Origin of the sequence: Pseudomonas sp. SD17-1, from assembly GCF_029201585.1 — a bacterium.
GTDB lineage: Bacteria > Pseudomonadota > Gammaproteobacteria > Pseudomonadales > Pseudomonadaceae > Aquipseudomonas > Aquipseudomonas palmensis.
In genome coordinates this window covers 4,124,662-4,148,568 of record NZ_CP104044.1, presented here as the reverse complement: position 1 = coordinate 4,148,568, position 23,907 = coordinate 4,124,662, and the positions used below count along the sequence as shown (strand labels likewise).

The 23,907-nt window shown below is 63.6% G+C and carries 26 protein-coding genes; 24 read left to right on the top strand and 2 right to left on the bottom strand.

Annotated elements, in window-relative coordinates; translation table 11 throughout:
- Positions 1–12 precede the first annotated feature (12 nt).
- Genes N0B28_RS18775 through murB form a run of 7 tightly spaced genes read left to right on the top strand, consistent with a single transcriptional unit; the run spans position 13 to position 4,550 of the window.
- Positions 13–648 carry a MotA/TolQ/ExbB proton channel family protein gene (locus N0B28_RS18775; protein WP_162484877.1) on the top strand — a complete coding sequence of 212 codons (636 nt, stop codon included), beginning with the start codon at positions 13–15 and terminating at the stop codon, positions 646–648.
- A complete protein-coding gene (locus tag N0B28_RS18770; RefSeq protein ID WP_078479738.1) occupies positions 645–1,076 on the top strand; it encodes a biopolymer transporter ExbD in 432 nt (143 codons plus the stop codon). Before N0B28_RS18775 ends, N0B28_RS18770 begins: the two co-directional genes overlap by 4 nt.
- Positions 1,076–2,086 (top strand): tetraacyldisaccharide 4'-kinase, encoded by a 1,011-nt coding sequence (gene lpxK / locus N0B28_RS18765; protein ID WP_043862889.1) that lies wholly within the window; start codon positions 1,076–1,078, stop codon positions 2,084–2,086. Before N0B28_RS18770 ends, lpxK begins: the two co-directional genes overlap by 1 nt.
- Before the next feature lie 37 nt (positions 2,087–2,123).
- Entirely contained in the window at positions 2,124–2,309 is a 186-nt protein-coding gene (locus N0B28_RS18760) for a Trm112 family protein (RefSeq protein WP_003247142.1), read from the top strand.
- A complete protein-coding gene (gene kdsB / locus N0B28_RS18755) occupies positions 2,306–3,070 on the top strand; it encodes a 3-deoxy-manno-octulosonate cytidylyltransferase (protein WP_078479737.1) in 765 nt (254 codons plus the stop codon). The genes N0B28_RS18760 and kdsB overlap by 4 nt, the downstream gene beginning before the upstream one ends.
- A complete protein-coding gene (locus N0B28_RS18750) occupies positions 3,070–3,534 on the top strand; it encodes a low molecular weight protein-tyrosine-phosphatase (protein ID WP_054915815.1) in 465 nt (154 codons plus the stop codon). Before kdsB ends, N0B28_RS18750 begins: the two co-directional genes overlap by 1 nt.
- Positions 3,531–4,550 carry a UDP-N-acetylmuramate dehydrogenase gene (murB, locus tag N0B28_RS18745; protein WP_043862886.1) on the top strand — a complete coding sequence of 340 codons (1,020 nt, stop codon included), beginning with the start codon at positions 3,531–3,533 and terminating at the stop codon, positions 4,548–4,550. Before N0B28_RS18750 ends, murB begins: the two co-directional genes overlap by 4 nt.
- Positions 4,551–4,677: 127 nt before the next feature.
- Here the strand turns inward: murB and rne are convergent, their stop codons facing one another.
- Positions 4,678–7,890 (bottom strand): ribonuclease E, encoded by a 3,213-nt coding sequence (gene rne / locus N0B28_RS18740; RefSeq protein WP_043862885.1) that lies wholly within the window; start codon positions 7,888–7,890, stop codon positions 4,678–4,680.
- Between the two features lie 743 nt (positions 7,891–8,633).
- Between rne and rluC the strand changes: the two genes are divergently transcribed.
- From rluC to sppA, 3 genes are read left to right on the top strand one after another with little or no spacing between them, the layout of a single operon-like run.
- On the top strand, positions 8,634–9,590 hold the full coding sequence (gene rluC, locus N0B28_RS18735) for a 23S rRNA pseudouridine(955/2504/2580) synthase RluC (protein WP_043862884.1): 957 nt from the start codon (positions 8,634–8,636) through the stop codon (positions 9,588–9,590).
- On the top strand, positions 9,580–10,257 hold the full coding sequence (locus N0B28_RS18730) for an HAD-IA family hydrolase (RefSeq protein WP_054915813.1): 678 nt from the start codon (positions 9,580–9,582) through the stop codon (positions 10,255–10,257). The genes rluC and N0B28_RS18730 overlap by 11 nt, the downstream gene beginning before the upstream one ends.
- 6 nt (positions 10,258–10,263) lie before the next feature.
- Positions 10,264–11,247, top strand: coding sequence for a signal peptide peptidase SppA (gene sppA / locus N0B28_RS18725; RefSeq protein WP_275728035.1), 984 nt, complete (start codon positions 10,264–10,266; stop codon positions 11,245–11,247).
- Positions 11,248–11,310: 63 nt separating this feature from the next.
- Here sppA and N0B28_RS18720 read toward each other — a convergent pair whose 3' ends face one another.
- Positions 11,311–11,889 (bottom strand): nucleoside triphosphate pyrophosphatase, encoded by a 579-nt coding sequence (locus N0B28_RS18720; RefSeq protein ID WP_058541072.1) that lies wholly within the window; start codon positions 11,887–11,889, stop codon positions 11,311–11,313.
- A gap of 95 nt (positions 11,890–11,984) precedes the next feature.
- On the opposite strand from N0B28_RS18720, the gene N0B28_RS18715 reads away from it, so the two are divergent.
- From N0B28_RS18715 to N0B28_RS18650, 14 genes are all read left to right on the top strand, one after another.
- Positions 11,985–12,512, top strand: a complete 528-nt coding sequence (locus N0B28_RS18715) for a YceD family protein (RefSeq protein ID WP_054915811.1) — start codon at positions 11,985–11,987, stop codon at positions 12,510–12,512.
- Between the two features lie 13 nt (positions 12,513–12,525).
- Positions 12,526–12,708 (top strand): 50S ribosomal protein L32, encoded by a 183-nt coding sequence (rpmF, locus tag N0B28_RS18710; RefSeq protein WP_010223221.1) that lies wholly within the window; start codon positions 12,526–12,528, stop codon positions 12,706–12,708.
- Between the two features lie 30 nt (positions 12,709–12,738).
- A complete protein-coding gene (gene plsX / locus N0B28_RS18705) occupies positions 12,739–13,719 on the top strand; it encodes a phosphate acyltransferase PlsX (protein WP_043862879.1) in 981 nt (326 codons plus the stop codon).
- 126 nt (positions 13,720–13,845) lie between these two features.
- The gene (gene fabD / locus N0B28_RS18700) at positions 13,846–14,784 is read left to right on the top strand and encodes an ACP S-malonyltransferase (protein ID WP_100634427.1); all 939 of its coding nucleotides are present in this window, start codon (positions 13,846–13,848) and stop codon (positions 14,782–14,784) included.
- Positions 14,785–14,800: 16 nt separating this feature from the next.
- Positions 14,801–15,541: a 3-oxoacyl-ACP reductase FabG gene (fabG, locus tag N0B28_RS18695; RefSeq protein WP_043862877.1), complete on the top strand. Its 741-nt coding sequence runs from the start codon at positions 14,801–14,803 to the stop codon at positions 15,539–15,541.
- A 195-nt stretch (positions 15,542–15,736) separates the two neighbouring features.
- Complete coding sequence (gene acpP / locus N0B28_RS18690; RefSeq protein WP_003175607.1) at positions 15,737–15,973, top strand: acyl carrier protein; 237 nt, start codon at positions 15,737–15,739, stop codon at positions 15,971–15,973.
- Between the two features lie 104 nt (positions 15,974–16,077).
- Positions 16,078–17,322 carry a beta-ketoacyl-ACP synthase II gene (fabF, locus tag N0B28_RS18685; protein WP_043862876.1) on the top strand — a complete coding sequence of 415 codons (1,245 nt, stop codon included), beginning with the start codon at positions 16,078–16,080 and terminating at the stop codon, positions 17,320–17,322.
- A complete protein-coding gene (gene pabC / locus N0B28_RS18680) occupies positions 17,322–18,137 on the top strand; it encodes an aminodeoxychorismate lyase (protein WP_275728030.1) in 816 nt (271 codons plus the stop codon). Before fabF ends, pabC begins: the two co-directional genes overlap by 1 nt.
- Positions 18,138–18,140: 3 nt before the next feature.
- The gene (mltG, locus tag N0B28_RS18675; RefSeq protein ID WP_054915808.1) at positions 18,141–19,292 is read left to right on the top strand and encodes an endolytic transglycosylase MltG; all 1,152 of its coding nucleotides are present in this window, start codon (positions 18,141–18,143) and stop codon (positions 19,290–19,292) included.
- Positions 19,293–19,311: 19 nt separating this feature from the next.
- The gene (gene tmk / locus N0B28_RS18670) at positions 19,312–19,944 is read left to right on the top strand and encodes a dTMP kinase (protein ID WP_054915807.1); all 633 of its coding nucleotides are present in this window, start codon (positions 19,312–19,314) and stop codon (positions 19,942–19,944) included.
- Positions 19,937–20,923 (top strand): DNA polymerase III subunit delta', encoded by a 987-nt coding sequence (locus N0B28_RS18665; protein WP_058541076.1) that lies wholly within the window; start codon positions 19,937–19,939, stop codon positions 20,921–20,923. The genes tmk and N0B28_RS18665 overlap by 8 nt, the downstream gene beginning before the upstream one ends.
- Before the next feature lie 43 nt (positions 20,924–20,966).
- Positions 20,967–21,755 (top strand): TatD family hydrolase, encoded by a 789-nt coding sequence (locus N0B28_RS18660; RefSeq protein WP_054915805.1) that lies wholly within the window; start codon positions 20,967–20,969, stop codon positions 21,753–21,755.
- Positions 21,756–22,188: 433 nt separating this feature from the next.
- The gene (locus tag N0B28_RS18655; protein WP_275728021.1) at positions 22,189–22,827 is read left to right on the top strand and encodes a TetR/AcrR family transcriptional regulator; all 639 of its coding nucleotides are present in this window, start codon (positions 22,189–22,191) and stop codon (positions 22,825–22,827) included.
- Between the two features lie 105 nt (positions 22,828–22,932).
- Positions 22,933–23,901 (top strand): radical SAM protein, encoded by a 969-nt coding sequence (locus N0B28_RS18650; protein WP_043862869.1) that lies wholly within the window; start codon positions 22,933–22,935, stop codon positions 23,899–23,901.
- Positions 23,902–23,907: the final 6 nt, after the last annotated feature.

Below are 23,907 nucleotides of genomic sequence, written 5' to 3'. Positions count from 1 at the left end.
GGGGTCGCTACTGTGTGGGAATTGGTCAAGTCCGGTGGCTGGATGATGCTGCCGATCATTCTGAGTTCCATCGCTGCCATGGCTATCGTCGCCGAACGCCTGTGGACCCTGCGCGCCAGTCGTGTCACCCCGCCGCACCTGCTCGGCCAGGTGTGGCGCTGGATCAAGGACAAACAGCTCACCAGCGAGAAGCTCAAGACCCTGCGCGCCGACTCGCCGCTGGGCGAGATCCTGGCCGCAGGCCTGGCCAACTCCCGCCATGGTCGCGAAATCATGAAGGAGTGCATCGAGGAAGCCGCCGCCCGTGTCATCCACGAGCTGGAGCGCTACATCAACGCACTGGGCACCATCGCGGCCATGGCGCCGCTGCTGGGCCTGCTGGGCACCGTGCTGGGCATGATCGATATCTTCAGTGCCTTCACCGGGTCCGGCATGACCACCAATGCCTCGGTATTGGCGGGGGGGATCTCCAAGGCGTTGATCACCACCGCAGCCGGCCTGATGGTGGGTATCCCGGCGGTATTCTTCCATCGTTTCCTGCAACGGCGCATCGATGAGCTGGTGGTGGGCATGGAGCAGGAGGCCATCAAGCTGGTGGAAGTGGTCCAGGGGGACCGTGATGTCGACCTGAGCGAGGGCAAGGCGTGAAATTCCGGCGCAAGCCACGGGAGACCGTGGACATCAACCTCGCTTCGCTGATCGACGTGGTGTTCATCCTGCTGCTGTTTTTCGTGGTGACCACCACCTTCACCCGTGAAACCCAGTTGCGTGTCGAACTGCCCGAGGCGGTCAGCGGCGCTCCGGCGCCCGACACCGAGGCCAAGCAGCTGGAAATCACCATCAGCGCCGAAGGCGTGTACTCGGTCAACAACCACCTGTTGCCCAAGAGCGACCTGGGCACCCTGACCGAGGCCCTGCAGAAGGAATCACAGGGCGACACCAAGATGCCGCTGTCGATCAGCGCTGACGGCAAGACTCCGCACCAGGCCGTGGTCACCGCCATGGATGCCGCTGGCAAGCTCGGCTTCAGCCAGTTGCGCATGACCACGGTCGAGGCCGCCCAGGGGACACCTTGATGGCGCTTGCCGATCGCCTGTTGCATGCCTGGTATGCCGGCCACCCGGCATTGGTATTGTTGCGCCCGCTCGAGGCCCTGTACCGTCGGGTGGTGCGGGGCAAGCGCGAGCGTTTTCTGGCCGGGCAGGGCGACATCTATCGCGCACCGGTGCCGGTGCTGGTGGTGGGCAACATCACCGTGGGTGGCACCGGCAAGACCCCGCTTATCCTGTTTCTGATCGAGCACTGTCGCCAGCGCGGCCTGCGCGTGGGGGTGGTCAGCCGAGGCTATGGGGCCACTGCGCCGCAACTGCCGTGGCGCGTGCGTGCCGATCAACCGGCCGAACAGGCCGGTGACGAACCCTTGCTGATCGTGCAGCGCACCGGCGTGCCGCTGATGATCGACCCCGATCGCAGCCAGGCCGTGCGGGCCTTGCTCGACGCCGAGCCGCTGGACCTGATCCTGTGCGACGACGGCATGCAGCACTACCGCCTGGCGCGTGATCTCGAGCTGGTGCTGATCGACGCGGCCCGCGGCCTCGGCAATCGCCGCTGCCTGCCTGCCGGGCCGCTGCGTGAGCCGGTGGAGCGCCTGGATGAAGTGGACGCCGTGCTCTACAACGGCGCCCTCAGCGACCGTGATGATGGCTTTGCCTTCACCCTGGCCCCTACGGCACTGGTCAACCTGCGCAGCGGCGAGCGACGAGGCCTTGAGCATTTTGCGCCGGGCCAGGCATTGCACGCTGTGGCCGGCATCGGCAACCCTCAGCGATTTTTCAACACCCTGCAGGGGCTGGGCTGGCAGCCTGTGCCGCATGCGTTTGCCGACCATGCGGCGTACAACGCCCAGGCCCTGAGCTTCACCCCGTCATTGCCGCTGGTCATGACTGAGAAGGATGCGGTGAAATGCCGTGCTTTCGCCGCCGATGACTGGTGGTATCTTGCGGTCGACGCACTGCCTTCGCCGGCCTTCGTGGCCTGGCTCGACGCGCAGCTGGCGCGTCTGCTGCCCGGGCCTCGCCAGCCCTGACATTTTCTTTTTCCGGCCACAGGCCTGAGGAATATCCATGGACACCAAATTGCTCGACATCCTTGCTTGCCCGATCACCAAAGGCCCGCTCAAGCTCAGCGCCGACAAGACCGAGCTGATCAGCAAGGGGGCCGGCCTGGCGTACCCGATTCGTGACGGTATCCCGGTGATGCTCGAGAGCGAAGCCCGAACCCTGACCGATGACGAGCGCCTGGACAAATGAGCCTGGATTTCACCGTTGTGATTCCAGCGCGCCTGCGCTCCACCCGTCTGCCGGGCAAGCCATTGCTGTCGATTGCCGGCAAGCCGATGGTGCAGCACGTCTGGGAGCAGGCGCGCAGAAGCAGCGCCACCCGCGTGGTGATTGCCACCGATGACCCGAGCATCGTCGCTGCATGCCAGGGGTTTGGCGCCGAGGTGCTGCTGACCCGTGAGGACCACCAGTCGGGCACCGACCGCCTGGCCGAAGTCGCCACCCAGCTGGGCCTGTCGGCAGATGCGATCGTGGTCAATGTGCAGGGTGACGAGCCGTTGATTCCCCCGGCGATCATCGACCAGGTGGCGGCCAACCTGGCGGCGCATCCTGAAGCGGGCATTGCCACGCTGGCCGAGCCGATCGAAGACGTCGAAGTGCTGTTCAACCCCAATGCGGTCAAGGTGAGCACCGACCGCAACGGCCTGGCCCTGACCTTCAGCCGTGCGCCCTTGCCGTGGGCGCGTGATGCGTTTGCCCAGAGCCGCGAGCAATTGCCGGCGAGTGTGCCTTATCGCCGGCATATCGGCATGTACGCCTATCGCGCAGGCCTGTTGCAGGACTTCGTCGCCTGGGGCCCGTGCGGCCTGGAGCAGACCGAGTCGCTGGAGCAGTTGCGTGCGCTGTGGAATGGCGTGCGCATCCACGTGGCCGATGCCTTGCAGGCGCCGCCTGTGGGCGTCGACACACCTGAAGACCTGGAGCGCGTTCGGCGCTTGCTGGAGGCCTGATGCGCGTCCTGTTCGTATGCCTGGGCAACATCTGCCGCTCGCCGACGGCCGAGGGCGTGTTGCGCCATCAGTTGAAGCTGGCAGGCCTCGAGGATCAGGTCGAAGTGGCCTCGGCGGGTACGGGAGACTGGCATGTGGGCAAGCCGCCCGACAGCCGAACCCGCCGCGCTGCGCTGGCGCGCGGCTACGACCTGTCCGCACAGCGTGCACAGCAGGTGAGCGCGCAGGACTTCAGCCGGTACGACCTGATCCTGGCTATGGACACCAGCAATCTCGGCCACCTCAAGGCGCTGCAACCGTCTGCCGGTACCGCCGAACTGGACCTGTTCCTGCGCCGCTACGAGGGTGAGCTGGATGAAGTGCCCGACCCTTACTACGGCGGCGAAGAGGGCTTCGAACAGGTGCTTGATCTCATTGAGCTGGCTTGTAGCAAGCTGGTGGTCGAGCTGAAGGGCCGGCTATGAGCGTGCAGGTGCAATCGCAGGTTTCACTCAAGCCTTACAACACCTTCGGAATCGAGGTGAAGGCGCAGTATTTCGCCCAGGCACACAACGATGACGAAGTGCGCCAGCTGCTGGCGCACGCAGCCGAACAGCACCTGCCGGTGCTGGTGATCGGTGGCGGCAGCAACCTGCTGCTGACTGCCGATATCCAGGCGCTGGTGCTGCGCATGGCCAGTGTCGGTGTGCGGATACTGTCGGATGATGGCCAGCGCGTGGTGGTCGAGGCAGAGGCGGGTGAGCCCTGGCATCCCTTCGTGCAGTGGACCCTGGCCCAGGGACTGTCGGGGCTGGAAAACCTCAGCCTGATCCCCGGTACCGTCGGGGCGGCGCCGATGCAGAACATCGGCGCCTATGGCGTGGAGATCAAGGACGTGTTTGCCGGGCTTACGGCACTGGATCGGGAAACCGGCCAGTTGCACGAGTTTGCGCTGGAACAGTGTGATTTTGCCTACCGTGACAGTGTGTTCAAGCGTAATCCCGGGCGCTGGCTGATCCTGCGGGTTCGCTTCGTGCTCAATCGCGCCGAGCACCTGCACCTGGACTACGGCCCGGTACGCCAGCGGCTGAGTGAGCAGGGCATCGGTCAGCCGACCGCACAGAATGTCAGCGATGCCATCTGCAGCATTCGTCGCGAAAAACTGCCAGACCCGGCCGAGCTGGGCAATGCCGGAAGCTTCTTCAAGAACCCGGTGGTGAGCGCTGAACTGGCGCAGCGCGTGCGCGAGGCGTATCCGGATGCGGTAGGTTATCCACAGGCCGATGGTCAGGTAAAGCTGGCGGCGGGGTGGTTGATCGAGCAGGCGGGCTGGAAGGGGTTTCGCGAGGGCGATGCCGGGGTGCACCGTTTGCAGTCGCTGGTGCTGGTGAACTACGGGCAGGCCAGTGGCAAGCAGTTGCATGCGCTGGCGCAGCGGATTCAGGCTGATGTGCTGGCGCGCTTCGGCGTCGCGCTGGAGATGGAACCCAACTTGTATTGACTGGGCGACTTGTTCGCTGGCAGCGCCGATTCCTGCGGGTTCGGCGTTGTTGGTGACACATCCACCACCAGGCATCAGGCAATAAAAAGCCCCGCCAGTTTGCACTGGCGGGGCTTTTTAATGGCCGTCAGACGAGCGGTTTATGCTCTTCTGCAGCTTCCTGCGACTGCTCGGCAGCAGCGGCGGCCGCTGCGGCTTCAGCTTCGCGCTTGCGGCGACGCACTTCACGCGGGTCGTTCGGTGCACGGCCGTTGGCCAGCGTGACGACCGGTGCCTCAACCTCGGCAGGCTCGGCGATCGGTGCCTGTGCCTCGGCGACCGGTGCTGGCTCAGCGGCAATGACCGGCTCGGCTTCGACTGCAGCCGGCGCTTCAGGCTCGCTCGGCAGGGCGATGACCGGCTCGGCAGCTACAGGTGCCTCGACGGGCGCTTCGACAGCTGGCGCCTGCTCAGGGGCTTGAGCCGGTGCTTCCACCAGAGCCTCTACCTTGGCCTCGGCCTCGATCTGGGCCTCGACTGGTTGCGGAGCAACTTCGACGACAGGCTCGATGCTCGACTCGACTGCCTGCACCGGTGCTTCGAACGGTTGTTCGATCACAGGGGCGATGGCCGCTTGTTCAGCAACAGCTTCTTCGGCAGCGGGCTGTCGAGCTGTTTCGTTCGACTCGGTGCTGGTTTCGACAACCACTGGTTCGACGGTGCCGGCCTCGAAAGGCGTTTCGGCCACGACGGCTGGGGTGTCATCGACAGCAGCAGTTGCACGCTCGGCCTGAGCGTTGGCCTGGGCCTCGGCGTCGGCACTGATGTTGCTGGTGGCAACGGCGGCAGTCACGGCCAGGCCGGCAGCCAGTTCCACGCCCGAAGGCTGCGCATTGCCTTCGCTGCGTTTTTCCGCAGCAGCAGGTTGTTCGCCAGCTTGTTCGGCGCCTTCTTCGGTGCCGTCTTCGCTGCCTTCGACCACATTGCCGTTGGCATCACGCTGACGCTCACGACGGTTGCTGCGACGACGCTGACCGCGCGAGCGACGACGTGGACGATCGCCTTCGGCGCCTTCCTGGTTGTCATCCTGCAGCAGCTCTTCGTTTGGCAGTTGCTCTTCGGCCGCATCCTCGACCGGCTCGGCCGGGCGTGGCTGACGCTCTTCGCGTGGCGGACGCGGTGCGCGCTCCTCGCGAGGGGCACGTTCTTCACGTGGTGCGCGCTCTTCACGCGGTGCACGCTCTTCACGTGGCTGACGCTCTTCGCGCGGGGCGCGCTCAGGACGTTCTTCGCGGACGGCCGGGGCCGGGGTGGCATCCAGAGGCTCACGCAGTTCGCGTACCGGGCGATCTTCGCGTGGGCGACGGTCTTCGCGTGGGGCACGAGGCTGACGTTCTTCACGCGGGGCGCGTGGTGCGCGTTCTTCGCGGGTCGAGGTCTCTTCACGGGCTTCGCGAGGCTGGCGTTCTTCACGCGGCTCACGTGGCGCGCGCTCGGCACGCTCTTCGCGTGGCTTGCGCTCTTCATCGCGACGACCGTTGCGGTTGCGGCTCTGCTGGCGACCGTTGCGACGCTCCTCGTTGCGCTGAGGACGCTCGGTGGCAGGCTTCTCGGTTACCACCGGTGCGGCGGCCACAGGTTCTTCCTTGCCGGCGAACAGGCTGACCAGCGACTTGACCAGGCCCTTGAACAGGCTTGGCTCTGGCAGGGCGTGTACCGGGGCGGCTGGGGCAGCAGGGGCTTCCGGAGCCGGTACCGGAGCATTGGCGCGGGCCGGTGCAGTCTTGACCGCGGCTTCCTGGCGAACCAGGGTGCGGGTGGCGGCAGCCGGTTGCACTTCTTCGGTTTCGGTCGCAGCGATTTCGTAGCTGGACTGGTTGTTCAGGGCTTCCGGGCTGTCGTCGCGCAGGCGCTGCACTTCGAAATGCGGGGTTTCCAGGTGGTCGTTCGGCAGAATGACGATACGCGCCCGGGTGCGCAGTTCGATCTTGGTGATCGAGTTGCGTTTTTCGTTGAGCAGGAACGCGGCGACCGGGATCGGCACCTGGGCACGCACCTCGGCAGTGCGATCCTTCAGGGCTTCTTCCTCGATCAGGCGCAGGATTGCCAGCGACAGCGATTCGACGTCACGGATGATGCCGGTGCCGCTGCAGCGCGGGCAGACGATGCCGCTGCTTTCGCCCAGGGAAGGGCGCAGGCGCTGGCGGGACATTTCCAGCAGGCCGAAGCGCGAAATTCGGCCGACCTGTACGCGGGCACGGTCGGCTTCCAGGCACTCGCGCACCTTTTCTTCGACGGCGCGCTGGTTCTTGGCCGGGGTCATGTCGATGAAGTCGATGACGATCAGGCCGCCGATGTCACGCAGACGCAGTTGGCGGGCGATTTCCTCGGCCGCTTCCAGGTTGGTCTGCAGGGCGGTTTCCTCGATGTCGCTGCCTTTGGTGGCGCGCGCCGAGTTGATGTCGATGGACACCAGTGCTTCGGTCGGGTCGATCACGATCGAGCCGCCCGATGGCAGGTCGACGACGCGCTGGAAGGCGGTCTCGATCTGGCTTTCGATCTGGAAGCGGTTGAACAGCGGCACGCTGTCTTCGTACAGCTTGATCTTGCTGGCGTACTGCGGCATCACCTGGCGGATGAAGGTCAGGGCTTCTTCCTGGGCATCGACGCTGTCGATCAGCACTTCGCCGATGTCCTGGCGCAGGTAGTCGCGGATGGCGCGGATGATGACGTTGCTTTCCTGGTAGATCAGGAACGGCGCTGCGCGGTCGAGGGACGCTTCCTTGATGGCGGTCCACAGTTGCAGCAGGTAGTCCAGGTCCCACTGCATCTCTTCGCTGCTGCGGCCCAGGCCGGCAGTGCGAACGATCAGGCCCATGTCGGCAGGGGCAACCAGGCCGTTGAGCGCTTCGCGCAGTTCGTTGCGCTCTTCGCCTTCGATGCGACGGGAGATGCCGCCGGCACGCGGGTTGTTAGGCATCAGGACCAGGTAACGACCGGCCAGGCTGATGAAGGTGGTCAGGGCGGCGCCCTTGTTGCCGCGCTCTTCCTTCTCGACCTGGACGATGACTTCCTGGCCTTCGCTCAGCACTTCCTTGATGTTCACCCGGCCTTCGGGCGACTTCTTGAAGTATTCGCGGGAGATTTCCTTGAGGGGCAGAAAGCCGTGGCGCTCGGAGCCGAAATCGACGAAGGCGGCTTCAAGGCTGGGCTCGATGCGGGTGATCTTGCCCTTGTAGATGTTGGCTTTTTTCTGCTCGCGTGCACCGGACTCGATGTCCAGATCGTATAGGCGCTGGCCGTCTACCAGAGCAACACGCAACTCTTCGGGTTGAGTCGCGTTAATCAGCATTCTTTTCATGTAGTACCGTCGGTTTCCGGGCTGCCGGAAACGGCGTTCGGCACACACGACTTCTCACGGTCGGTGTCAGGGTGCGTCAGGGGTGGCGGACCATCCCGTGTCCAGCGGCTTGCGGTCGGACTGGTCGCCCAGTGCTGCCGAAGTCGCGACGACGCGTCCTGCTAGCTGTGGTGTCAAATGCACTCAGTCAGGAGGAGGAATCAGCCTTCGGCCGTGGACACCCTGGGGCATCTTGATCAAGACCGGGTCCGGTCGCGGGCCAGAGGGCCTGTGGACTGGACGCAGTGCTACACGGTCCGACGGTTGTGCATCTCCACCCTACACGTATCCCTGATAATTCGGGTGCTGCCGCGCGCTGAATCCGCAACGGGTTGCAGTTATCGCCAGCTCCATACGGGAGCCCGCGCTTTCTATGGCTAAGGCTGGTATTTCCGAAGCATTCGCCGTGACTGCGTGAAAGCGACTGCACTGAAGGAGTGGGCATCGAAAAAAACGTGCAGGAGGGTCAAACACCGCTCTTGTTGTTTTTTATCGGTCTTCTCTCATCGGCGCTGGTAGCGATTCCAGGCACTTCTGTAAACTGGCGAAAGCCCCGTCGGACGGCCTCGCGTCCTCGAGAATTGCGTAGGTCAGGGCCGGCTCAAAGCCATTGGTCCGCTGGCCAGCCGCTTTTGGCGGCGTTCGCGACTATAGCAGCAATCATTAAGTGCTTCAAATCCATAAAAAATTGTTATGATTCGCAAATGACGACTACTACCCCTCCGACCTCCGGCGTCCAGCTGATCGAGGTCGCGCCGGAACTTGCCGGCCAACGGATCGACAACTTCCTGATCACTGCACTCAAGGGCGTTCCCAAGACCTTGATTTATCGCATTTTGCGCAAAGGCGAAGTGCGGGTGAACAAGGGACGGATCAAGCCAGAGTACAAATTGCAGGCCGGCGATATCGTGCGCGTGCCGCCCGTTCGTCTGCCTGAGCGTGACGAGCCGGTGCCGCTGGCACAGGGCCTGCTTCAGCGACTCGAAGCGGCCATCGTGTACGAAGACAAGGCCCTGATCGTGCTCAACAAGCCTGCTGGCATCGCCGTGCACGGCGGCAGCGGGCTGAACTACGGTGTGATCGAAGCCTTTCGTCAGTTGCGCCCGGATACCAAGGAGCTGGAGCTGGTGCATCGGCTCGATCGCGATACCTCCGGTCTGCTGATGATCGCCAAGAAGCGCAGCATGTTGCGCCATCTGCATGCCGCGTTGCGCGGTGACGGCGTCGACAAGCGCTACATGGCGCTGGTGCGTGGTCACTGGGCCACGGCCAAGAAGCAGGTCAATGCGCCGCTGCTCAAGAGCAACCTGCGTTCCGGCGAGCGGATGGTGGAAATCAACGACGAAGGCAAGGAGGCGCTCACCCTGTTTCGCGTGCTGCGCCGTTTCGGCGATTTCGCGACCATGGTCGAGGCACGCCCGATTACTGGCCGTACCCACCAGATTCGCGTGCATACCCTGCATGCCGGGCATTGCATCGCCGGCGACAGCAAGTATGGCGACGAGGATTTCACTCGCGAGATCCGCGAGCTGGGCGGCAAGCGCCTGTTCCTGCATGCCTATGCGCTGACCGTGCCGTTGCCCGATGGCGGCGAGCTGAAGCTGGAGGCGCCGGTGGACGACATGTGGGCCAAGACCGTGGAGCGTTTGAGTGCGCCGTGATTACGACCTGCTGATCTTCGATTGGGACGGCACGCTGGCCGATTCGATCGGGCGCATCGTCGAAGCGATGCATCGCTCGGCCGAGCGTGCCGGCTATGCGCTGTGCTCGGACGAGGCGGTCAAGGGCATCATCGGCCTGGCGCTGCCCGAGGCGATCAGTACGCTGTACCCGCATCTGGATCAGCCTGAAGTCATGGCGTTTCGTCAGCATTACGCCGACATCTATATGGCCCTGGATACCCAGCCGTCGCCGTTGTATCCCGGCGTGGTCGAGGCCCTCGAGTCGTTCAGGGCCGATGGCTATCGCCTGGCAGTCGCTACCGGCAAGGCGCGTCGCGGCCTGGACCGGGTGCTGGTGGCCAATGGCTGGGAAACGTTCTTCGACATTACCCGGGCTGCCGACGAAACCATGGGCAAGCCGCACCCGCGCATGCTCGAGGAGATCCTGGCCCATTGCCAGGTGCCGGCGAGCCGTGCGTTGATGGTGGGCGATTCGTCGTTCGACCTGCTGATGGCGCGCAATGCCGGCATGCATTCGGTGGCGGTGGGGCATGGGGCGCTGTCGCTCGAGGCATTGAGCGTTTACGAGCCGCAGTTGTCCATACAGCACTTTTCACAATTGCAGGCGTGGCTAGGCCGAACCGCTGCAATCGAATTTCCAGGGTAGGTGAGCATGACTGACGAGTGGAAGGCGCCTGACGCCGAAAAGAACGAAGAGCGCACCAGCTGGAAGCTGCTCGAGAAGACCTTGCTGGCGGGCGTGCAGGAGCAGCGTCGGGCCCGGCGCTGGGGTATTTTTTTCAAGCTGCTGACGTTCGTGTACCTGTTCGGCATCCTGGCCCTGTTTTCGCCGCTGATGGATATCGACAAGACCGCCGCCCGTGGCGCGAGCCATACGGCGCTGATCGAGGTGCGCGGGATCATTGCGGACAAGGAGCCGGCCAGCGCCGACAACGTGATAGCCAGCCTGCGTGCGGCCTTCGACGACGCCAAGACCAAGGCGGTGGTGCTGCGTATCAACAGCCCGGGCGGCAGCCCGGTGCAGTCTGGCTACATCTATGACGAGATTCGTCGTCTGCAGGCCGCCAAGCCGTCGCTCAAGGTGTACGCGGTCATCAGCGACCTGGGTGCGTCGGGTGCCTACTATATCGCCAGTGCGGCTGACCAGATCTATGCCGACAAGGCCAGCCTGGTGGGCTCGATTGGTGTGACGGCAGCTGGCTACGGCTTTGTCGGCACCATGGAGAAGCTGGGTGTCGAGCGTCGTACCTATACGGCGGGTGAGCACAAGGCCTTCCTTGATCCATTCCAGCCGCAGAAACCGGACGAAACGGCCTTCTGGCAGGGTGTGCTGGACACCACCCACAAGCAGTTCATTGCCAGTGTGAAGCAGGGGCGCGGCGAGCGGCTCAAGGACAAGGAGCATCCCGAGCTGTTCAGCGGGCTGATCTGGTCGGGTGAGCAGGCCGTGCAGCTGGGGCTGGTGGACGCCCTGGGCAATGCCGATTATGTGGCGCGTGAGGTGGTGGGGGAGAAGACCCTGGTTGATTTCACCGTCGAAGAGTCGCCGTTTGATCGCTTCTCCAAACGCCTGGGTGCCAGCGTCGCCGAGCACCTTGCCATGTGGATGGGCTTTCAGGGGCCGGCACTGCGCTGAGTGTGCTGATTAATGAAAAACCGGCCAGATGGCCGGTTTTTTATTGCTGGTATTGGCTTGCCCTCACGGTATGCTCACCCCTTCCTTGAGCAGCATGTCGACCAGTCGGATCAGCGGCAGTCCCACCAGGCTGGTGGCATCGCAGCCGTGGGTGCTTTGGAACAGGCTCACCCCCAGCCCTTCGCACTTGAAGCTGCCGGCGCAGTCGTAGGGTTGTTCCGCGCGCAGGTAGCGTTCGATGCGTGGCAGGTCCAGTTCGCGCATGTGCACGGTAAATGGCACGCAATCGACCTCGCAATGGCCGCTCTGGGTATTGAGCAGCGCCACGCCGGTCAGGAAGGTGACGTGATTGCCGCTCGCAGCCAGCAATTGCTCGCAGGCCTTTTCGAAGGTGTGTGGCTTGCCCAGAATCTGTTCGCCCAGCACGGCAACCTGGTCGGAGCCGATGATAAGATGCCCCGGATGGCTGGCAGCCAATGCCTCGGCCTTGTGCCTGGCCAGGCGCTTGACCAGCTCTGGGGCGGGCTCTTCGCCGATGCGCTGTTCGTCGATATCGGGCGCTGCCCAGGCAAAGGGCAGTTGCAGTCGCGCCAGCAATTCGCGCCGGTAGGGTGAGCTGGAAGCCAGTAACAAGGGCAGCATGATGAACTCCTGAGCAGGTGCGCCGATTCTAACATGTTGAACGGGGCCGAATTTCCTTTGACAGGGGCGGGGGGCATCCCTAGAATGCTGCGCCTATGTTGAATGACCCGATTCCACCTCACGTTGACCCGCGCAAATTGGCCGATCGTGGTGTTTCTCTCGAAGGAACGCTGCTACTCGCCGATTTGGAGAGACTCTGCGACCCGCTTTCCGACGATGTCGGTACGGTGCAGGCTAAATTCGATTTTGAGCGAGACGAACAGAAAACCGTGGTTATCCACAGTGCTCTGACCGTCGAGGTCAAGATGGTTTGCCAGCGTTGTCTTGAGCTGGTCACCCTGCCGATCCACAGCGAATCTACATATGCTGTGGTGAAAGAGGGTGCGAATACCCAGTCGTTACCGAAAGGTTATGACGTGCTGGAACTGGGCGAAGATCCTTTGGATCTGCAAGCATTGGTCGAGGAAGAGCTTCTGCTCGCCTTGCCCATCGTGCCTGCTCATCATCCGGAAGAATGCCAGCAGCCGGCGGGCGCCGATGAGCCCGAACCGAGCAAGGACGAGGTAACGCGGTCCAACCCGTTCAGTGTATTGGCGCAGTTAAAGCGTGACCCAAACGTTTAGGAGTTAATCAATTATGGCTGTTCAGCAGAACAAAAAATCCCGCTCTGCCCGTGACATGCGCCGTTCGCACGACGCTCTCTCGGAAAACGCTCTGTCCGTAGAGAAAACCACTGGTGAAGTGCACCTGCGTCACCACGTATCGCCAGAAGGCGTATACCGTGGTCGCAAAGTGATCGACAAGGGCGCTGACGAGTAATCCTTGTCCGCTCAGATCGCGATTGACGCAATGGGCGGGGACTTCGGTCCCCGCAGCATTGTTCAGGCCAGCATTGCTTGCCTGTCGGCTACTCCCTCGCTGCACCTGACCCTCGTCGGTCAACCCTCCCTCCTTGAAGATCTGATCGCTGGCCAGTCGGCAGCGGATCGCGCGCGCCTGCATATTGTGCCGGCCAGCGAAGTGATCGGCATGGACGAGCGGCCGTCCCAGGCGCTGCGTGGCAAGCCCGACTCGTCGATGCGCGTGGCCCTCGAACTATTGCGTGATGGCAAGGTGCAGGCCTGCGTGAGCGCCGGCAACACCGGCGCGCTGATGGCGTTGTCGCGCTATGTGCTCAAGACCCTGCCCGGCATCGATCGGCCGGCGATGGTGGCGGCCATACCGACCCAGACCGGCTATTGCCAGCTGCTTGACCTGGGGGCCAACGTCGACTGCAGCGCCGAGCACCTGTTCCAGTTCGCCGTGATGGGCTCGGTGGCGGCGCAAGCGCTGGGCATTTCCCGGCCGCGTGTGGCGCTGCTCAACATCGGTACCGAAGACATCAAGGGCAACCAGCAGGTCAAGCTGGCTGCGACGCTGCTGCAAAATGCCCGCGGCCTCAACTACATCGGCTTTGTCGAAGGCGATGGCCTGTACCGTGGCGAAGCGGATGTGGTGGTGTGCGACGGCTTTGTCGGCAATATCCTGCTCAAGTCCAGCGAAGGCTTGGCCACCATGATCGGTGGGCGCATCGAGGCGCTGTTCAAGCGTGGCCTGATGGCGCGGGCGGTGGGGGCCCTGGCGATGCCGCTGCTCAGTCGCCTGAAGGCCGACCTTGCGCCGGCGCGCCACAATGGCGCGAGTTTTCTCGGCCTGCAGGGCATCGTCATCAAGAGTCATGGCTCGGCGGGTGTGCAGGGTTTCCAGAGCGCGATACAGCGGGCGCTGATCGAGATCCAGGAGAACTTGCCGCAGCGCTTGCACGGCCGTCTGGAGGATCTGCTGCCTTAGGCATCGGCACAACGACGTGCATAAATGTGACCGCTTGGTTCTCGTTACCATCCAATTGTCAGTTTTCTCGCGCTCAGCCCCGGCTGGGCGCTATTTTCGACGACAAGATCATTAGGGGCTTGTTCAATGTCTGCATCCCTCGCATTCGTCTTTCCTGGCCAAGGTTCGCAGTCGCTCGGCATGCTTGCCGAGCTGGGCGCCCAGTACCCGCTGGTCATCGATACCTTCCGTGAGGCCTCCGAGGCTCTCGGTTACGACCTGTGGGCACTGACCCAGCAGGGCCCGGAAGAACAACTCAACCAGACGGACAAAACCCAGCCGGCCATCCTGACCGCCTCGATCGCCCTGTGGCGCCTGTGGCTGGCCGAAGGTGGCGCGCGCCCTGCATTCGTTTCCGGGCACAGCCTGGGTGAATACAGTGCGCTGGTGGCTGCCGGCAGCCTGAGCCTGGGTGACGCGGTCAAGCTGGTCAAGCGTCGCGGCGAGCTCATGCAGGAGGCCGTGCCGGCCGGGCAGGGCGCCATGGCTGCGATTCTGGGCCTGGATGACGCCGTGGTCGTGGACCTGTGTGCTCAGGCTGCGCAGGGTGAGGTGGTCAGTGCGGTCAACTTCAACTCCCCGGGCCAGGTTGTCATTGCCGGTGCCAAGGCTGCTGTAGAGCGCGCCATGGAAGCCTGCAAGGCCGCCGGCGCCAAACGTGCGCTGCCGCTGCCGGTCAGCGTGCCGTCGCACTGCGAGCTGATGCGCCCGGCCGCCGAGCGGTTTGCCGAATCGGTGAACGCCATCGACTGGCAGGCCCCGCAGATCCCGCTGGTGCAGAACGTCAGTGCGGGCGTGGCTGGCGATCTCGATACCCTCAAACGCGACCTGCTGGAGCAGCTGTACAAGCCGGTACGCTGGGTCGAATGCGTGCAGACCCTGGCTGCCAATGGCGCGGTGCAACTGGTCGAGTGCGGCCCCGGCAAAGTGCTGGCCGGCTTGAACAAGCGCTGCGCCGACGGCGTGAACACCTTCAACCTCAATACCCCGGATGCTTTCGCCGCCACCCGTGCGGCGCTGGCCTGATTTAGGAGAAACTTGCATGAGCCTGCAAGGTAAAGTTGCACTGGTCACCGGCGCCAGCCGTGGCATTGGCCAGGCGATCGCCCTGGAACTGGGGCGTCTGGGCGCCACCGTCATCGGTACCGCCACGTCCGCCTCCGGCGCCGAGCGTATTGCCGCGACCCTCAAGGAGCACGGCATCGCCGGTACCGGGCTGGAGCTGAACGTGACCAGCGACGAGTCGGTCACCGCTACCCTGGCATCTATCCAGGTGCAGTTCGGTGCGCCGACCATCCTGGTCAACAACGCCGGCATCACCCGCGACAACCTGATGCTGCGCATGAAAGACGACGAGTGGTTCGACGTCATCGATACCAACCTCAACAGCCTCTACCGTCTGTCCAAGGGCGTGCTGCGCGGCATGACCAAGGCGCGCTGGGGTCGTATCATCAGCATCGGTTCGGTCGTTGGGGCCATGGGTAACGTCGGCCAGGTCAACTACGCCGCCGCCAAGGCCGGCCTGGAAGGCTTCAGCCGCGCTCTGGCGCGTGAAGTCGGCTCCCGTGCGATCACCGTGAACTCGGTAGCGCCGGGTTTCATCGATACCGACATGACCCGCGAACTGCCAGAGGCGCAGCGTGAAGCGCTGCAAAACCAGATTCCGCTGGGTCGTCTGGGCCAGGTCGACGAAATCGCGAAAGTGGTTGCGTTCCTGGCCTCTGACGGCGCAGCTTACGTGACCGGTGCGACTGTCCCGGTCAACGGCGGGATGTACATGTAGTTAAATGTGACGGATTGCTTCAAAAAAATGTCATACGAGCTGTCTAAAATCCGTTATAAAGCTGCAACCAAATTCTAGGCGGCAGGTGGGTGTGAGGTTCGAGGGATGCATTACGCTTGAAAAGCGGGCGTCTTTCTATAAACTTACACACCGGCCAGCTGCCTGACATATATCCATTAGGAGTGAAAACTAGGTATGAGCACCATCGAAGAACGCGTCAAGAAAATCGTCGCCGAGCAACTGGGCGTTAAAGAAGAAGAAGTGGTCAACACCGCTTCCTTCGTAGAAGATCTGGGTGCCGATTCCCTTGACACCGTTGAGCTGGTGATGGCTCTGGAAGAGGAATTCGAGACCGAAATCCCTGACGAAGAAGCCGAGAAGATCACTACTGTTCAAGCAGCCATCGACTACGTCACCAGCCACCAGGCTTAAGACTTTGTAGTCGTCGCTTCTTGTCATGGAAAAACCGCACTGCCGTTACTGGCGTGCGGTTTTTTCTTTGCATGAGATGTAGACCATAGAATAAGGAGAGTGCTGTGTCGCGTAGACGCGTCGTGGTCACCGGTATGGGTATGCTGTCGCCACTGGGCACGGATGTGCCAAGCAGTTGGCAAGGCATTCTGGCTGGCCGCAGTGGCATAGGTCTGATCGAGCATACTGACCTGTCTGCCTACTCCACCCGTTTTGGCGGCTCGGTAAAGGGCTTTGAAGTCGAGCAGTACCTGTCGGTCAAGGAAGCCCGCAAGCTCGATCTGTTCATTCAATACGGCCTGGCGGCCGGGTTCCAGGCGGTGCGCAATGCCGGGCTGGAAGTTACCGATGCCAACCGTGAGCGTATCGGCGTGGCCATGGGTTCGGGCATCGGCGGCCTGACCAATATCGAAGAAACCAGCCGGACCTTGCACGAGCAAGGCCCGCGGCGCATTTCGCCGTTCTTCGTGCCAGGCTCGATCATCAACATGATTTCCGGTTTCCTGTCGATCCACCTGGGTGTACAGGGGCCCAACTACGCCATTGCCACTGCCTGCACCACGGGCACGCACTGCATCGGCATGGCGGCGCGCAATATCGCCTACGGCGAAGCCGACGTGATGATCGCCGGTGGCGCAGAGATGGCGGCCTGTGGCCTGGGTATGGGCGGTTTTGGCGCTTCGCGTGCGCTGTCGACGCGCAACGACGAGCCAACCCGTGCCAGCCGGCCGTGGGACAAGGGCCGTGACGGTTTCGTGCTGTCCGACGGTGCCGGTGCGCTGGTGCTCGAAGAGCTCGAGCACGCCAAGGCGCGGGGCGCGACCATCTATGCCGAACTGGTTGGTTTTGGCATGAGCGGCGACGCCTACCACATGACTTCGCCGCCCGACAACGGCGCCGGTGCGGCCCGCTGCATGGCCAACGCCTTGCGCGATGCGGGCGTGAACCCCAGCGAAGTCGGCTACATCAACGCCCACGGTACCTCGACGCCTGCCGGCGACCTGGCCGAAGTGGCAGCGATCAAGTCGGTGTTCGGCGAGCACGCCTACAAGCTGGCCGTAAGCTCGACCAAGTCGATGACCGGTCACCTGCTGGGGGCTGCCGGCGCGGTAGAGGCGATTTTCAGCGTGCTGTCCATCAATGGGCAAGTGGCGCCGCCGACCATCAACCTCGATGAGCCGGATGAAGGCTGCGACCTGGACTTCGTGCCGCACCAGCCGCGCAACATGCCGATCGAGGTCGTGCTGTCGAACTCCTTCGGTTTTGGCGGTACCAATGGCTCGCTGGTGTTCCGCCGGTTCGCCGAGTGATGCACAGCTGGGTCGATGGCCTGCCGGCTGACGCCCTGACGTTGAGCAGCCGCGGGCTGGCCTATGGCGATGGTCTGTTCGAGACCATCGCCGTGCGGGCCGGGCAGCCCTCGCTGCTGACGTATCACCTCGACCGCCTGGCGCTGGGTTGCCAGCGCCTGGCGATCGACGCCGATCATCCGCTCATCCGCGACGAGGTATGCCGTTATGCCGGCTTGCTGGGTGATGGCGTGCTCAAGCTCATTCTCACCCGTGGCGACAGTCAGCGCGGCTATGCCCCGGCTGCCGGTGCACCGCCGCGTCGCATTCTTCAGGCCAGCCCCGCCGCCAGCTACCCGCCGCAGAACGCCGAGCAGGGGATAAGGCTGTTTGCCTGCCAGACCCGCCTGGCCGAGCAACCCTTGCTTGCCGGGCTCAAGCACCTCAATCGCCTGGAGCAGGTACTGGCACGGGCCGAGTGGCAGGGCGCCGAGTACGCTGAAGGTTTGATGCGTGATGTTTCCGGGCGTGTGATCGAAGGTGTCTACAGCAACCTGTTCGTGGTGCGCGATGGCGTGCTGTACACCGCCGACCTGGCGCGTTGCGGCGTGGCTGGGGTAATGCGCGCTGCCTTGCTGGACGAGGCGCCGCGCCACGGTATCACGGCCCGTGTGGTCGACCTGGCGCTGGCCGATCTCGAGCAGGCCGACGAAGTGTTGCTGTGCAACAGCGTGTATGGCGTATGGCCGGTGCGTGCATTTGCATCGCTGAACTGGTCGCCGGGGCCGCTCACCCGTAAACTGCAGGCCATTGCCCGTACGCTACTGGATGCTTGATTCGTGAGACGTAAATTGTTGGTGCTGCTGGAGACCGGGTTGATCCTGGCCGGCCTGCTATTGGGCTTCTCGGCCTGGAAGGTGCACTCGGCGCTGGAGCAGCCGCTGCACCTGACCGGCGAGCGGTTGCTCGATGTTCCTACCGGCACCACGCCCAACCGCATGTTCTATCGCATGCAGCAGGACGGCGTGATTCGCGACGCCTTCTGGCTACGCCTTTACTGGCGCTTCAACATGCCGAGCGTGGCTTTGCATACCGGCGAGTACCGCATGACCCCCGGCATGAACGTGCGCGACCTGTTCGAGGCGTGGCGGCGTGGTGACGTGGTGCAGTACAGCCTGACCCTGGTCGAGGGCTGGAATTTCCGCCAGGTGCGCTCGGCACTGGCCAGACATGAAAAGATCCGCCAGACCCTGGATGGCCTGAGCGACAGCGAGGTCATGGACAAGCTCGGGCACCCGGGCGTGTTCCCCGAGGGGCGCTTCTTCCCTGACACCTATCGGTTCGTGCGCGGCATGAGCGATGTCGAGTTCCTGCAGCAGGCGTACGCGCGCCTGGAGGAGGTGCTGGCCAAGGAGTGGAACGAGCGCTCCCCGGCTGCGCCCTATCGCGACCCTTACCAGGCGCTGATCATGGCCTCGCTGGTCGAGAAGGAAACCGGCGTGCCACAGGAGCGTGGTCAGATCGCCGGCGTCTTCGTGCGTCGCCTGCAGATCGGCATGCTGCTGCAGACCGACCCTACCGTGATCTATGGCATGGGCGAACGCTACAACGGCAAGATCACCCGCGCCGACCTGCGTGAGCCCACGCCCTACAACACCTACGTGATCGCCGGCCTGCCGCCCACGCCGATTGCCATGGTCGGGCGTGAAGCCATTCACGCGGCCTTGAACCCGGAGCCGGGCAGCAGCCTGTACTTCGTCGCGCGGGGCGATGGCAGTCATGTGTTCTCCGACGACCTGGGGGCGCACAATTCTGCCGTGCGCGAGTACCAGATCAAGCGGCGTGCCGACTACCGTTCAAGCCCGGCGCCAAGCGCCGGCGACACCCCGAACGAGGTTCCTGCGTCCGAGGCGCCCCAGGCTGCACCGCAGCCTGCCGAGCCCTCGGTGCAGCCGGATGTTCCCCCGGCCAGCGAACCTACCCCGCAATGACCCTGATTAAGGACTGCCTGTGAGCGGCTTGTTTATCACCCTGGAAGGTCCCGAAGGCGCGGGCAAGAGCACCAATCGCGAGTACCTGGCCGAGCACCTGCGCGCCCACGGGCTGGATGTGGTGCTGACCCGCGAGCCGGGCGGCACCCCGCTGGCCGAGCGCATCCGCGAACTGTTGCTGGCCCCCAGCGATGAGACGATGGATGCCGACACCGAGCTGTTGCTGGTGTTCGCCGCGCGCGCCCAGCACCTGGCCCAGGTGATCCGCCCGGCGCTTGCGCGGGGCGCCATCGTCCTGTGCGACCGTTTCACCGATGCCACCTATGCCTACCAGGGCGGTGGCCGCGGGCTGTCGGTCGAGCGCATTGCCACCCTTGAAACCTTCGTCCAGGGCGACCTGCGCCCCGACCTGACCCTGGTGTTCGACCTGCCGGTGGAGGTCGGCCTTTCGCGCGCAGCGGCGCGCGGGCGGCTGGATCGCTTCGAGCAGGAAGGCCAGGCGTTTTTCCAGGCTGTTCGCCAGGCCTACCTGGCCCGCGCAGCCGCCGACCCGGCGCGCTATCACCTGGTCGATGCCGCGCAACCGCTGGCCCGGGTTCAACTCGCCCTGGATGCGTTGCTGCCGCAGATACTGGAGCGTTGCCGTGGCTGAGGCCTACCCGTGGCAGGCGACGCTCTGGCAGCAACTGGCCGGGCGCACACAGCATGCTCATGCGTACCTGTTGCACGGCCCGCAAGGCATCGGCAAGCGGGCGCTGGCCGAGCGCCTGATGGCGTTTCTGCTGTGCCGCCAGCCCGAGGGGCTTGAGGCGTGCGGGCACTGCAAGTCGTGCCAGTTGCTGAAGGCGGGCAGTCACCCGGACAACTACATCCTGGAGCCTGAAGAGGCCGACAAGCCGATCAAGGTCGACCAGGTGCGCGACCTGGTCAGCTTCGTGGTGCAGACCGCGCAGATGGGCGGACGCAAGGTGATTCTCATCGAGCCGGTCGAGGCAATGAACATCAACGCTGCCAACGCCTTGCTCAAGAGCCTCGAAGAGCCTTCGGGCGATACCGTGCTGTTGCTGGTCAGTCACCAGCCCAGCCGGTTGCTGCCGACCATCAGGAGCCGTTGCCAGCAACAGGCCTGCCCGTTGCCAAGTCAGGCGCAGAGCGAGGCGTGGCTGGCAGCCGCGTTACCCGACAGTGACGAGGCCGAGCGCCACGAACTGCTGAGCCTTGCAGCAGGTTCGCCACTGCTGGCTGTCAGCCTGCAGGCCCAGGGTGTGCGCGAGCAGCGCGCGCAGGTGGTCGAGGGGGTCAAGAAGCTGCTCAAGCAGCAGCAGTCCGCGACCCAGTTGGCCGAAGGCTGGAACAGCATCCCGCTGTTGTTGCTGTTCGACTGGTTCTGCGACTGGTCCAACCTGATCCTGCGCTATCAGCTGACCCAGGACGAAGAGGGCCTGGGGCTGGCCGACATGCGCAAGGTCGTGCAGTACCTTGCCCAGAAGAGCCCGCAGGGCAAGGTGCTGGATATCCAGGACTGGATTCTTGTGCAGCGCCAGAAGGTGCTGAACAAGGCCAACCTCAACCGCGTGCTGTTGCTCGAAGCGTTGCTGGCCTCCTGGGCCCTGTTGCCGGGTCAGCGTTGAGCTGGCCTTTCGATCCTCCATTTTCAGTGTTGTCATTACGCCCATGCTTGTAGATTCCCATTGCCACCTCGACCGTCTCGACCTCGCCGCCCATGGTGGCTCCCTGGATGCCGCGCTGGATGCCGCGCGGGCACGGGGTGTCGGGCATTTCCTGTGCATCGGCGTAAGTGCCGACAATGCGGCCCAGGTCAGGGCGCTGGCAGCGCGCTACCCTGATGTGGACTGCTCGGTCGGCATCCACCCGCTGGACCTGGCGCCAGGCGAAGCGCCGGCGCTGGACTGGCTGCTCGGCGAACTGAACCACCCCGAGGTGGTGGCTATTGGTGAGACCGGGCTGGACTATCACTACGAGCCCGAGGCTGCACAGTTGCAACAGGCGTCATTTCGCCTGCACCTGGAGGCGGCCAGGCTCACCGGCAAGCCGGTGGTCATCCACACCCGTGCGGCGCGCGCCGATACCCTGACCCTGCTGCGCGAGGCGGCATTGCCGCAGGCGGGCGTGCTGCACTGCTTCACCGAAGACTGGGAGATGGCCAAGGCAGCGCTGGACCTGGGGTATTACATTTCGTTGTCGGGGATTGTCACGTTCCGCAATGCCGACGCGTTGCGTGATGTGGCGCGGCAGGTGCCGGCAGATCGTTTGCTGGTAGAGACCGACTCACCGTACCTGGCGCCGATTCCGCACCGCGGCAAGCCGAACTTGCCGGAGTATGTGCGTGACGTGGCGGAGTTCATCGCGTTGGTGCGGGGGGAGCGTTACGAGCAGCTGGCGCAACAGACCACCGAGAACTTCAGGCGTCTGTTCCCCCTGGCGCGGGTGCGGGTGGCCTGACCCCGCTGCGCGGTCGCCGTGGCGGTCGCGCGGGCAAAAAAAACCCGGGTTCTGGGGGGGAATCCGGGTTAAGACCATTAGGAGTAAAACAAAGGCGAGCGGTCCGTGTTCACCCTTATCGGCGCGTCACTTGGGGGGATGCGTCGCGCCAACACCTCAAGTATTGGTCAGGTTCGCCGCGATTCCACCAAGGGTTGATCGTTTTTTAAACAGATTTGGAATACGTGCGGCCCTGCTGAGCACGCATTGCTCTGCCGTGCGCCTGACCGCCTGGATTGCACGTCTGGGGCAGGGGAAGGGGAGGTCCGCTTCGGGCAACCGGGTCGCCGGCCTGTTCAAACTCATCAAGAAACATAGGCATGCGCGGATGATCCGTGCATTTTTGCGCAAGTTAGGCATAATAACGGGCTTCGATTTTGATCCAGTCCTTCTTATGCAGAAAGAACCTCGTAAGGTCCGTGAGTTTCGTCGCCGAGAGCAAGAGATTCTCGATACCGCGCTCAAGCTGTTTCTCGAACAGGGTGAAGACAGTGTCACCGTCGAGATGATCGCTGACGCCGTGGGTATCGGCAAAGGCACGATCTACAAGCACTTCAAGTCCAAGGCGGAGATCTACCTGCGCCTGATGCTCGACTACGAGCGCGATTTGAACGAACTGCTGCACTCTGCCGATGTGGATCGCGACAAGGAGGCCCTGTCGCGTGCCTACTTCGAATTCCGCATGCGCGACCCGCAGCGCTACCGCCTGTTCGACCGCCTCGAAGAGAAGGTGGTCAAAGGCAACCAGGTGCCGGAAATGGTCGAGGAGCTGCACAAGATCCGTGCCTCCAACTTCGAGCGCCTGACCCTGCTGATCAAGGGTCGCATCACCGAGGGCAAGCTCGAGGACGTGCCGCCGTATTACCACTACTGCGCAGCCTGGGCCCTGGTGCATGGCGCGGTGGCACTGTATCACTCGCCGTTCTGGAGCAATGTGCTGGAGGACCAGGAAGGCTTCTTCCAGTTCCTCATGGACATTGGCGTGCGCATGGGCAACAAGCGCAAGCGCGACCCGGAGCCATCTGGCAGCTGAATGCTCGCTGGCGCCGTGCAGGCATATACTCAGGTAAGAGGCTTGCAAAAAACTGATTTCTGAGTCAGGTTTTGCAAGCCCGATTCACACTTGCCGGAGTGCTCCATGATCGTCGACCGTCAAGGCAGACGTTTTCGCAACCTGCGCGTCAGCCTCACCGCGGCGTGCAACTATGCCTGCACCTATTGCGTGCCGGACGGCAAGCGTCTGGTCGCAGCGCAGGATGAGCTCTCGGCCCAGGCCATGGTGCGTGGGGTGGCCTGGCTGATCGAAGCTGCCGGTATCGAGCGCCTGCGTATCACCGGTGGCGAACCCCTGGTCAGTCCCAAGCTCGAAGCCTTCCTGGCTGGCGTGTCGGTGCTCGGCCTCGATGACATCGCCCTGACCACCAATGGCCAGTTGCTCGCGCGCAAGCTGCCATTGCTGCTGGATGCCGGCATCCGGCGCCTGAACGTCTCCCTTGATACCCTCGACGCCGATGCCTTCCGCGGGATCTCCCGTGGCGGGGATCTGGCCAGCGTGCTCGATGGCATGCACAAGGCCAGCGACGCCGGCATGAAGATCAAGGTGAACATGGTGCCACTGCGCGGGCGCAACCTCGATCAGGTGCTGCCGCTGCTCGACTACTGCCTGGCCCGTGGCTATGAACTGCGCTTTATCGAATTGATGCGCATGGGGCACCTGGCCAGCGACCACAACGCTTTCCTGCAGCAGTTCGTGAGCCTGGAGCAGTTGCTGCAACTGATCGGCGAGCATCACGAGTACGCACAGGCCGATGCGCCAGTGGACGCCACTGCATTGCGCTACCGGGTGCCGGGGCAAGGCCACTTCGGCGTGATCGCCAACGAAAGCGTGCCGTTCTGCCGAACCTGCTCGCGCCTGCGTCTGTCTTCTACCGGGTGGCTGCATGGCTGCCTGTCGTCGAGCAACCGGCATTTCATCGGTGACCTGCTCGACAAGCCGCGCCACCAGGCGTTGCCGGCCTTGCAGGGCATGTTGATGAAGGCCCTGGGCGACAAGCAGGCCGTGGCTTTTTCAGGCGGTGCCACGGTGATGAAGATCATCGGCGGTTGAGCCATA

Coding starts and splice junctions, on each gene's coding strand:
- lpxK (WP_043862889.1), top strand. CDS start 1,076: ATGGCGCTTGCCGATCGCCTGTTGCATGCCTGGTATGCCGGCCACCCG.
- N0B28_RS18760 (WP_003247142.1), top strand. CDS start 2,124: ATGGACACCAAATTGCTCGACATCCTTGCTTGCCCGATCACCAAAGGC.
- kdsB (WP_078479737.1), top strand. CDS start 2,306: ATGAGCCTGGATTTCACCGTTGTGATTCCAGCGCGCCTGCGCTCCACC.
- N0B28_RS18750 (WP_054915815.1), top strand. CDS start 3,070: ATGCGCGTCCTGTTCGTATGCCTGGGCAACATCTGCCGCTCGCCGACG.
- murB (WP_043862886.1), top strand. CDS start 3,531: ATGAGCGTGCAGGTGCAATCGCAGGTTTCACTCAAGCCTTACAACACC.
- rne (WP_043862885.1), bottom strand. CDS start 7,890: ATGAAAAGAATGCTGATTAACGCGACTCAACCCGAAGAGTTGCGTGTT.
- rluC (WP_043862884.1), top strand. CDS start 8,634: ATGACGACTACTACCCCTCCGACCTCCGGCGTCCAGCTGATCGAGGTC.
- sppA (WP_275728035.1), top strand. CDS start 10,264: ATGACTGACGAGTGGAAGGCGCCTGACGCCGAAAAGAACGAAGAGCGC.
- N0B28_RS18720 (WP_058541072.1), bottom strand. CDS start 11,889: ATGCTGCCCTTGTTACTGGCTTCCAGCTCACCCTACCGGCGCGAATTG.
- N0B28_RS18715 (WP_054915811.1), top strand. CDS start 11,985: ATGTTGAATGACCCGATTCCACCTCACGTTGACCCGCGCAAATTGGCC.
- rpmF (WP_010223221.1), top strand. CDS start 12,526: ATGGCTGTTCAGCAGAACAAAAAATCCCGCTCTGCCCGTGACATGCGC.
- plsX (WP_043862879.1), top strand. CDS start 12,739: ATGGGCGGGGACTTCGGTCCCCGCAGCATTGTTCAGGCCAGCATTGCT.
- fabD (WP_100634427.1), top strand. CDS start 13,846: ATGTCTGCATCCCTCGCATTCGTCTTTCCTGGCCAAGGTTCGCAGTCG.
- fabG (WP_043862877.1), top strand. CDS start 14,801: ATGAGCCTGCAAGGTAAAGTTGCACTGGTCACCGGCGCCAGCCGTGGC.
- acpP (WP_003175607.1), top strand. CDS start 15,737: ATGAGCACCATCGAAGAACGCGTCAAGAAAATCGTCGCCGAGCAACTG.
- pabC (WP_275728030.1), top strand. CDS start 17,322: ATGCACAGCTGGGTCGATGGCCTGCCGGCTGACGCCCTGACGTTGAGC.
- N0B28_RS18660 (WP_054915805.1), top strand. CDS start 20,967: ATGCTTGTAGATTCCCATTGCCACCTCGACCGTCTCGACCTCGCCGCC.
- N0B28_RS18655 (WP_275728021.1), top strand. CDS start 22,189: ATGCAGAAAGAACCTCGTAAGGTCCGTGAGTTTCGTCGCCGAGAGCAA.
- N0B28_RS18650 (WP_043862869.1), top strand. CDS start 22,933: ATGATCGTCGACCGTCAAGGCAGACGTTTTCGCAACCTGCGCGTCAGC.